This is a genomic window from Novosphingobium lentum NBRC 107847 (genome assembly GCF_001590965.1).
Taxonomy (GTDB): Bacteria; Pseudomonadota; Alphaproteobacteria; order Sphingomonadales; family Sphingomonadaceae; genus Novosphingobium; species Novosphingobium lentum.
The window spans coordinates 23,285-32,374 of record NZ_BCTW01000030.1; the positions used below are offsets into that span (position 1 = coordinate 23,285).

General features: G+C 66.9%; 9 protein-coding genes and 1 pseudogene. 2 read left to right on the forward strand and 8 right to left on the reverse strand.

Going from position 1 to position 9,090, the window contains the following annotated elements; all coding sequences use genetic code 11:
- Positions 1-103: 103 nt before the first annotated feature.
- From NL2_RS19290 to NL2_RS19325, 8 genes are all read right to left on the reverse strand, one after another.
- Positions 104-706 carry a F0F1 ATP synthase subunit B family protein gene (locus tag NL2_RS19290; RefSeq protein WP_439646911.1) on the reverse strand — a complete coding sequence of 201 codons (603 nt, stop codon included), beginning with the start codon at positions 704-706 and terminating at the stop codon, positions 104-106.
- 1 nt (position 707) lies between these two features.
- Positions 708-1,202: a F0F1 ATP synthase subunit B gene (locus tag NL2_RS19295; protein ID WP_068077846.1), complete on the reverse strand. Its 495-nt coding sequence runs from the start codon at positions 1,200-1,202 to the stop codon at positions 708-710.
- Positions 1,203-1,300: 98 nt separating this feature from the next.
- Positions 1,301-1,528: a F0F1 ATP synthase subunit C gene (locus NL2_RS19300; RefSeq protein WP_068077849.1), complete on the reverse strand. Its 228-nt coding sequence runs from the start codon at positions 1,526-1,528 to the stop codon at positions 1,301-1,303.
- A 62-nt stretch (positions 1,529-1,590) separates the two neighbouring features.
- Positions 1,591-2,376, reverse strand: coding sequence for a F0F1 ATP synthase subunit A (locus NL2_RS19305; protein ID WP_068077855.1), 786 nt, complete (start codon positions 2,374-2,376; stop codon positions 1,591-1,593).
- A 59-nt stretch (positions 2,377-2,435) separates the two neighbouring features.
- Positions 2,436-2,756 carry an AtpZ/AtpI family protein gene (locus NL2_RS19310; RefSeq protein ID WP_068077858.1) on the reverse strand — a complete coding sequence of 107 codons (321 nt, stop codon included), beginning with the start codon at positions 2,754-2,756 and terminating at the stop codon, positions 2,436-2,438.
- Between the two features lie 181 nt (positions 2,757-2,937).
- Positions 2,938-3,348, reverse strand: a complete 411-nt coding sequence (locus tag NL2_RS19315; protein ID WP_068077862.1) for a YdbL family probable chaperone protein — start codon at positions 3,346-3,348, stop codon at positions 2,938-2,940.
- 2 nt (positions 3,349-3,350) lie between these two features.
- Positions 3,351-3,641, reverse strand: coding sequence for a YnbE family lipoprotein (locus tag NL2_RS21700; protein WP_245647772.1), 291 nt, complete (start codon positions 3,639-3,641; stop codon positions 3,351-3,353).
- On the reverse strand, positions 3,638-6,871 hold the full coding sequence (locus NL2_RS19325; protein ID WP_068077867.1) for an intermembrane phospholipid transport YdbH family protein: 3,234 nt from the start codon (positions 6,869-6,871) through the stop codon (positions 3,638-3,640). The genes NL2_RS21700 and NL2_RS19325 overlap by 4 nt, the downstream gene beginning before the upstream one ends.
- A gap of 86 nt (positions 6,872-6,957) precedes the next feature.
- Between NL2_RS19325 and NL2_RS19330 the strand changes: the two are divergent.
- Both NL2_RS19330 and NL2_RS19335 read left to right on the forward strand, forming a co-directional pair.
- Positions 6,958-7,536, forward strand: a pseudogene (locus tag NL2_RS19330) (JAB domain-containing protein); the annotation flags it as partial.
- Positions 7,537-7,734: 198 nt separating this feature from the next.
- Complete coding sequence (locus tag NL2_RS19335) at positions 7,735-8,976, forward strand: tyrosine-type recombinase/integrase (protein ID WP_068077870.1); 1,242 nt, start codon at positions 7,735-7,737, stop codon at positions 8,974-8,976.
- Positions 8,977-9,090: the final 114 nt, after the last annotated feature.

A 9,090-nucleotide genomic window follows, 5' to 3' on the forward strand; every position in this document is an offset into this window, starting at 1 on the left:
GCTGACCATCAAGAGCCTGACCGCCGGAGGTCCCGGGTCAAGCCCGGGACGACGCGGAAATGGAGGCGGTGCGCGGTCGCGCGAGCCCTCGCCCGGACGGCAATCAGTGCTTGGCGAGGTCCGCGATCGCGCCGTCGACCAGCGCCTTGTCGGCGACCGCGCCGTGGTTGGCGGCGATCAGCGTGCGGGCGGCATCGGCGGCGGCATCGGCGGCGCGGGCGCGCAGGCCATCGACCGCAGCGCGTTCGGCAGCACCGATCTTGTCCTGCGCCATCTTTTCGCGGCGGCCGACCATCGCGGTGGCATCGACTTCGGCCTTGGCGACGATCGCATCGGCTTCATGCCGCGCGTGATCGAGCATTGCGGCGGCGTCTTTTTCGGCGTTGGCGATCTTGGCGGCATATTCGGCGCGCAGCTTTTCGGCCTCGGCGCGCAGCGTCTTGGCTTCGTCGAGCTGGCGGCGAATCGCGTCGATTTGCTTGTCGAGCCCGCTGGTGACGACCGCCGGGACTTTCTTCCAGATCAGGATGGCGATGAACACCGCCATCGACAGCGCAACCCATGCGCCGGGATTGAGCCCCAGCGCCACAGGCTCGACCTCGTGGACATGTTCCTGCCCGGCAAGCGCGGTGGTCTTGTCGGCCTGGTCGAGCTTGGTCATCTCGGTGGCGTTGGCGGCATTGGCGCCAGCAGCAAGGATCAGCATGTTAGCCACGGGCGAATGCTCCCTGCACCGCGCCACGGGCCTGATCGGCGGTGACCGAAATGCCCGCGATGCGGTTGACGATGTCCTGCGCCGCCTCGGCCGCAACGGCCTCGACTTCGCCCAGCGCCGCGCTGCTGGCGGCAGCGATGCGCGTTTCGGCTGCAGTCACCGTCGCTTCGATCCGGGCGGATGCCGCGGACAGACTGGCTTCGGTGGCCTTGGCCGCATCGACCTTGGCCGCCGCGATCAGCCCTTGGGCTTCGGCGCGCTGCTTGTTGGCCTGGGTGCGCCAGGCCGCTTCCTGCGCATCGGCATCGCGACGGGCGCTTTCGGCGGCGGCGAGATCGTCGGCAATCCGCTTGTCGCGGCTTTCGACGGTCGCGACCACCTTGGGCGCCATGCCCCGTCCCACGAACACGAACACCGCGCCGAAGATCAGCAACAGCCAGAAGATCTGGCTGGAGTAGGTCGCGGCGAGTTGAGAGATTTGTGGCATCTCGGTGTTCCGGTCAGGCGGTTCGGGAGCAATCAGGTGGCATCACGCGCCGCTGCCCTCCCGCGAGCGGAAGGACCAGCGCCGCGCGACGCCCGATGTCAGGCGACGAAGATCAGGATCATCGACACGACGAACGCGAGCAGGCCGAGAAGTTCGGCAGCCGCGAAGCCGATGAACAGACGACCCTGCTGGCCATCGGCCGCACCCGGATTGCGCAGCGCGCTCTCGAGGAACGAACCGAACACGTTGCCGACGCCGATGGCGGCCATGCCGGCACCAATAGCAGCGAGACCAGCACCGATCAGCTTTGCGCTTGCGGGTTCCATGATAAAACTCCTTTTCAACTGTCTGAATTAATGACGAAAAATGGTGGCGAATTCAAAACCGGTCAGTGCAGATGCTCGGCATCGTTGATGTACAGCGAGGTCAGCAGCGCGAACACGTAGGCTTGGATCCCGGCGACCAGGATTTCCAGCGCGCAGATCGCGACCATCAGCACGAAGCTGGGAATGCCGACGAGCACGCCGAAGCCGAGGCCGGCGTTGGTCCCGCCGATCACGAAGCTGGACAGCACTTCGAGCAGCACGTGCCCGGCCATCATCGCGACGAACAGTCGCAGGCCCAGGCTGAACGGGCGCACCATGAAGCTGACCAGCTCGATCAGGAAGATCAGCGGCAGCATCAGCAGCGGCGTGCCGTGGGGCACGAACAGCGAGAAGAAGTGGAAGCCGTGCTTCCAGAAGCCCACCACCAGCACGATCGAGAACGACAGGATCGCCAGGATCCCGGTCACGGTGAAATGGCTGGTGAAAGTGAACGGATGCACGCCGACCAGGCCGAGCGGCATCAGGCCGAGGATGTTGGCGAACAGGATGAACATGAACAGCGAGAACACGTAAGGCAGGTACTTGCGCCCTTCCTTGCCGACGTTGGCGGCCAGCATGTTGTCGATGAAGCCGGTGAAGCTTTCGACCGCCATCTGCCAGCGGCCGGGCACGAGTTCGCGCTTCATGCCGCCGAGCATGAAGGCGTAGAGCGCAACCGCGGCGATCACCATCCACAGCGCGGAATTGGTGAAGGCGATGTTATGGCCGGCGATGCTCCAGTGATCGGTGCCGAACATCGGCTCGATCGTGAACTGGTGCATCGGATCGACTTTGGCTCCAGCTGCCACGGACAAGATCCCACTCAAGTGCTATACGAAAACAGCGCTCCGCTTGCCCCCACAAGGGTTCAGTCGGAACGCCGGTTCGAGATCCGGAAGATGTTTCTGAAGGCCACGATGATCCCGAGGAACATCATCACCAACAGGCCCCAGTGCGTGCCTTTGCCGATCAGCCAGTCGATGACCAGACCAATCGCGACGCCGCCGATAATTCCCCCCAGCAACTCCGCAAGAACCTTGTTCGCGGAATCGTATCCCGCGTCCTGTCCCTGCTGGGGTGAACGGGTCCGTTCCGCCTCGCGTTGCCGGGCGGCATCAAGCCGTCCGTCGAGCGATACGATTCGGGCGTCCTCGCCGAGTGGGTCCTGTCCGGAAGGTTCGTCGACCAAGCCAGCCTCCTTTGCGCGAGCGCATCGAAACAGCCAGCCGCAGGCGACGCTCCACCCCGTCTAGGGCGCGGTCCCTTTAGGAAGCAGTGCCCCCCAAGTCAACCGCGCCTGCTGCGCTGCGAAAAAGCACCGGAATGCAAAGCAATTTCCCGGCCGCCCGGCCGGGCGCGCGCGCGACCGCTTACGGGCAGCGCGAATCGCGCAGCGGCGGTGCGCTGGTGCGGGTCTGCCAGCTGCCATCGGGCGCCTGGTACTTTTCCCCGGGCGAGGTCTGCCGGATCAGCAGACAGCCCGAGGTCAGCGCGTATTCCTCGACCGTGGCGTGGTTGGCCTGCGCCTTTTCGGCATAGACCGCCTTGCGCTTGATGTTCACGTCCTCGACCACGGCGCGCAACGCGGCGCTGGGCGTGGAGACATAGCCGAGGTAGCCGTCCATCTTCTCGCCCACCTGCCCGGCAGCGCGCGCGGCGGCATAGGCCGGATCGCGGCCGCCCTGCGCCAGCACCGGCACGGCGGCGCCGAGCAGCAGAGCCGCGCCAAGGCCGCCAAGGGCCAGCTTGCGGCGGAAAGTGGTATTCAGAAAGCCAGTCATGGTCAGAATATCCCCGGATTCTTGTCGATCGTCTGCCCGGCGTCCTGCGACAACCGGTAGACGACTTCCTGCTTGATGTTGATGTTGAGCTCGATCACGATCGGCTTGTCGGGTGCCTTCACGGTCACACAACCGGCCATCGCCATCGCTCCCAACACTGGCAACGCAAGCAAGGCGCGCTGCCAGGTCATCCGCCCCCCGTTATCCGAGATTGTCGTCCCCGGCATCGCTCGATCCCCTTCGGGTCGGATGCTTGCAGGGAACGACGTGGCGGTCAATTCGATGCTCTTCATGGCATTGTCTCGCTTGCTGAAGGCTGAATATCGGGAAGGACGATGTGCGGCGGGGTCGTGCCCGCCTGCCGCACCACGGCGCGCCCCTGCGCATCGACCAGGCCGAGCGTGCGCGGATCCTTGACGTAGGCCGGATCGTAGAGCGCCTTGACCGAGGTCACGAGCTGGTAGAACGGCGCGCGGATGTTGACGTTGAACTGCAACGGCAGCTTGGCGAAGCTGCGGGTGACGAAGTTCTTCTTGGCGGCGGTGCCCTGCTTGACCCCATCGAAGCGCACGCGGGTGACGATATCGCCTTCCAGCGCGCCGTCCATGCCGATGGTCATCGTCCGGTAATCGAGCGACTTGAGCGCATCGAAGGCGAAGTTGGCCATGGCCGAAAGGTTCTTGTAGGTCAGCGCGCCGACGTAGGACACCGTGCCCCCCGGCGGCCGCGAGGTGAGCATCCCGCCATCGATGCGCCCGCCGCTGTCGGTGAACACCAGCGGCAGCCGGCCATCGAACGTGCCGGTGGCGTTGAGGTTGCCCAGCTGCATCTTCTCGATGAACTTGGCCGCATCCAGCCCGTCGATCACCAGAATATAGCGCCGTTCCTCGCTGACCCCCAGATTGAGCTTCACCGGTTCGAGGTGCAGCGTGCCGCCCAGGAACGGCCAGGTCGCGTTCGACAGCGCCAGCACGTTGCCCGGCAGCATCGTGAACGCGATGTCGCCGTCCGCCACCTCGATCCCCGGGTTGATCGACGCGACCTTGAAGTGCTGGTCGGGCGCGGTGACCATGCCGAGCAAGTCGGTGAACACCAGCGCGCCCGACAGTCCCTTCACCGGGCCGAACGCGGCGGCAAGGTCGAGGTCTTTCGTGGTGAAGCGGCCGCCGCTGGTGACCCCCGCCGGGGTCCAGTCGACCTGCCCGGTGCCGTCGATGGTGCCCGCGACATTGGCGACCGTGCCCAGCGCCAGCCGGGTGAGCGTGTCGGGCTGGACCGCCTTGTCGAACAACAGCTGGTTCACCGCGAGGTCGGCATGGCCGTTGCCGCTGCCAAGGTCATGGCGGATCAGCGCGCGCACCACCGCCCGGCCCGACCGGGGTTCGCGCAGCGTGGCGTCGGCGTCGATGCGGTTGGCCAGCAGCGACAGCGTGGCATCACGCGCCACCAGTTTCTCGAACCGCGCCGGGCTCTGCCGGTCGGTCAGGTCGAAGGTGGCATTGGCGATGGTCAGCTTCTGCGCGGCATAGCGCCAGTCGCCGCTGGCGTTCGTGAGATCGAGCGGCACCGCCGCCAGCCGCGCCTCGATCCCGCCGAACGTGCCGGTCACGTCGCTGCCCAGCCTCGCGCGCAAGTCGTTGAGGCGGAACTTCGTGGCGGTGGCATCGGGGCCGAGCGCCACGTCGATCGCGCGCGCCTGCAGGTATCCCGGCCACGCGAAACCGATCGGCCCGGTGGCCAGCCGGATCGGAGTCTGGCCCAGCCGTCCCGACAGCGCGAGCGACGGGGCGCCCGCCGCGATGTGCAAGCCCCCGCTTCCGCCGCTCCGCACGATCGCCGTTCCGGGCGGCGGGCACAGCGTCAGCGTGCGGCGGTCGAGCACGACTTGCGCGATGCCCAGGCTGTCGAAGCTGGCAGTGGTGCAGCGCCGCCACACCGCAAGGCCGCCGCGCGCGCTCCAGTTGCCATCGACTGGCAGCGCCAGATTGCGCGCGAAGCCGCCGGGGATCGCGCCGGTCAGCCGCGCCGCGCCGACGAAGCCGAGCGCGCCGTCGGCCGCCTGCGCCACGCGCATGTCCGGCACCGCCAGCGAATTCCCGCCCGCAACGTAGGGCGCCATGTTGAGATGCAGCACAACCTGGCGGCCCGCCGCCTGTTCCATCCGCCCGGCGATGCGCGGCAGGCCGGGGCCGCCGGTGGTGAAATTGCCCGACAGGCGCGGCGTGCCCGCACCGCTCGCCAGCTGGAACCGCGACAGCGCCAGCAGCGTCGCCCCGCTGCCGCCGCGCAACTGCGCCTGCGGCACCACCAGCGTCGCAAGTCCGCCCGGCTGCTGGCGATAGTCGAACTCTGCAAACAGGCGGCTGCCGCGCCGCTCGCGCGCCAGTGCGGCGCGCACCTGCCCCAGCATCGGCGCCACCAGCGTGCCTTCGGCGCTGCGCTGGGTCGTGGCGAGCGCGGCATCCATCGCCGGTCCCTGCGACACGCCGCGCCCGTCGAGCGTGCCCTGCACCTCGACCCGCCCGAAGCCATCACGCGCGCGGACCATGCCGTCCAGCGCCAGCAGCGCGATGCCCGCGCCCGCTGTCGAAACCCCGCCCGCGTCGCCCTTGACCCGCCCGGTCAGCGCGCCGCCGCGAAACGCCAGCCGCCCGTCGAGCGCCAGCGATTCCGCCGTGGTCGATCCGTAGCGCAGCCCCGTGCCGCGCAGCCGGGCATCGGTTTCGACCCCGGCAAAGCCCTTGTCCGCCACGGCATCGAGCGCCACGGCGGTCTGGTCCAGCGCGATGCCGGCACCGTCGCAGCGCAGCCGCGCCAGCCGCACCGGCCCGACAAAGCGGGGTTGCCCGGCGCTGGTCGTCAGCCGGCCATAGGCGCTGGCCCCGCTCGCCGCGCAACCACCCAGAGCCAGCGTCGGGGCGATGGCGGCGAGTGTTCCGGCAAAGCCATCGCGCAAATTGCCGCGGCCTTCGGCTTTGACCCCCACCGCACCGTAATCCGTCAGCAGTTGCGCGCGGCCATCGACCAGCGCGATCAACAGGTCGGGCAATTGCGCGGGCGCGGTGCTCTTGCCGCCGAACAGCACCGGGTCGAGGCTGCCGAAGCTGAGCTTGCCGCCGGTGTACCGCCCATACAGCCGCGGATGTTCCAGCGTGACCGTGCCGATGCGCGGGAAGCCCAGCGTGTAGACGATGTCCACCGACGCGCGATCGATGGTGAGGTCGGGATGCGCCGGATCGCCGACCTTGATGTCGCGCAGCACTTCGGTGCCGCCGCCGATGCTCTCGATGCGATACGTTGCAGGCAGGCCAAGCTGGCGCAGCTGCGATCCGATGACGTTGGTGGCGATCTTCTCGCGCGACAGCCACGCCACGCCCACCGCCGCAACGAGCACCAGGCCCAGCGCCGCGCCCGTGCGCAGCGCGATTCGGCGGCCCCGGCGGACGCGAATTTCCCCCGGCTGGTCGGCCGAATCGACGTCGATCGGTTCGCGCCCGGGCGCCTGTTCGAAACTCTCGGCCATTCGCCCCCTTCTTGCGCATCCCCTCGCGCAAAGGCAATGCAGGCAAACCAACGCATCAACCCGGCGAAAGGTGCCCGATCCGCGCGATGCCCGACCAAAGCCGACTGTTCCCTGAACAAACCCCGCAGGCCGCGCCCGGCAGCGACGCCAGCGGCCACCGCGCGCGGCTGCGCAAGCGGCTGCTGGACGGCGGTTCCGATGCGCTGGGCGATCACGAGGTGATCGAATTCCTGCTGATGGGCGCGATCCCGCGCCGCGACGTGAAGCCTCTGGCGCGCGTGCTGCTGCAGCGGTTCGGCTCGCTGGCGGGCGTGCTCAACGCCGATCCGCGCAGTCTGGCGGCGATGCCCGGCATGGGCGAAACCAGCGCGGCGGCGCTGCTGGTGGTGGCGGTCGCGGCGCGGCGGATGGCGCTGCAGCAAGTGCGCGACAAGCCGGTGCTGAGCAGCTGGCAGGCGCTGATCGACTATCTCACCATCGACATGGCGCACCTGACCAAGGAGCGCGTGCGCGTGCTGTACCTCAACAGCCACAACATGCTGATCGACGATCACCACGTCGGCGACGGCACGATCGACGAAGCCGCGATCCACCCGCGCGAGGTGATCCGCCGCGCGCTGGACCTTGGCGCGGTGGCGCTGGTGGTGGTTCACAACCATCCCACTACCCCCTTTTAGATCACGTTGGATCACGCTCGATACCGCTGAAACATCAGCTAACTAGCCGGTTTTTCTGCATTGCGTACAGGGGGCGGTTATGGCAAATTGGGGGCGGTTAGAGGGGTTGAAAACGGCTTTCCGATCCCAGCAAACGATCCCCGTTTCTCCTCGACCGATCCCAGTTGCGGGACCAGGAGGAACGCCATGCCAAGCCTGACCGACACAGCAATCCGACATGCGCTGAAGCGCGTCGAGATGAGCCAGAAGCAAGAAAACCTCGCCGACGGCGAAGGGCGCGGCACCGGTCGTCTTGTCCTCGTCCTCAAGCCCATGCCGAAGCGCGTCACGGCCGACTGGATGGCGCAGCAATGGCGCGATGGGAAGCGCACCAAGAAGAAGCTCGGCGCCTACCCATCAATGTCGCTGGCGCAAGCGCGAGAAGTCTTCAAGCGCGACTTTGCTGACGTGATCCAGAAGGGCCGAAGCATCAAGATCGCGACCGACACGCGCCCTGGCACTGTGGCCGATCTCTTCGAGGGCTACGTCGCGTCGCTCAAGGCTGCGGACAAACCCTCCTGGAAAGAAACAGAAAAGGGGCTGAACAAGATCGCCGACACCTTGGGGCGCAACCGCCTCGCTCGCGAGGTTGAGTCCGAGGAAATCATCGAACTGATCCGCCCTATCTACGAGCGCGGCGCGAAGTCGATGGCCGACCATGTGCGCTCCTATCTCCATGCAGCCTTTAGCTGGGGCATGAAGTCCGACAACGATTACCGCCAGCAATCCTCTCGCCGGTTCCGCATCCCTTTCAATCCGGCCACGGGCATTCCGACAGAGCCCAAGGTCAAGGGCACGCGCTGGCTCGATGAGGATGAGTTCGTCCAGCTTTATCGCTGGCTCGAATGCCCCGACACTCCAGTCCATCCCTCCTACCCGCGCGCCGTGCAGCTCATTATGCTCACCGGCCAGCGCGTCGAGGAGATCGCGCGCCTTCATATCGATCAATGGGACGCGAAGGAGCGCGTCATCGACTGGTCCAAGACGAAGAACGACCAGCCTCATGCCGTTCCAGTGCCCATGCTCGCGGCCGAGCTGATCGAGTCCATCAAACCCAACGAATATGGCTGGTTCTTCCCCTCCGCCAAAGACCCGTCGAAGCCCGTCGGTCACGGCACACTCTATAGCTTCGTCTGGCGCCAGCGGGATCGCGGCGTGATCCCCTATGCGACGAACCGCGACCTGCGCCGAACCTTCAAGACGCTGGCCGGCAAGGCGGGAGTGCCGAAGGAAATCCGCGACCGTCTGCAAAACCACGCCTTGCAGGACGTTAGCTCGAAACACTACGACCGCTGGCACTACATGGTCGAGAAGCGGGCCGGCATGGCGAGGTGGGACAAATTCGTCCGCGCCATGCTGGCGAAGAAACGCCTGAAGGCGGCCGCATGACCTCTCACCCACCCAAACGAGCCCCTCGTCGCGTGAAGGCCACCGCCGCAGCCGGGATCGAACCGCAGAGCTATGCAGCCTTCGTCAGCGACCTAAAGCAGAAGATCGCCGAGG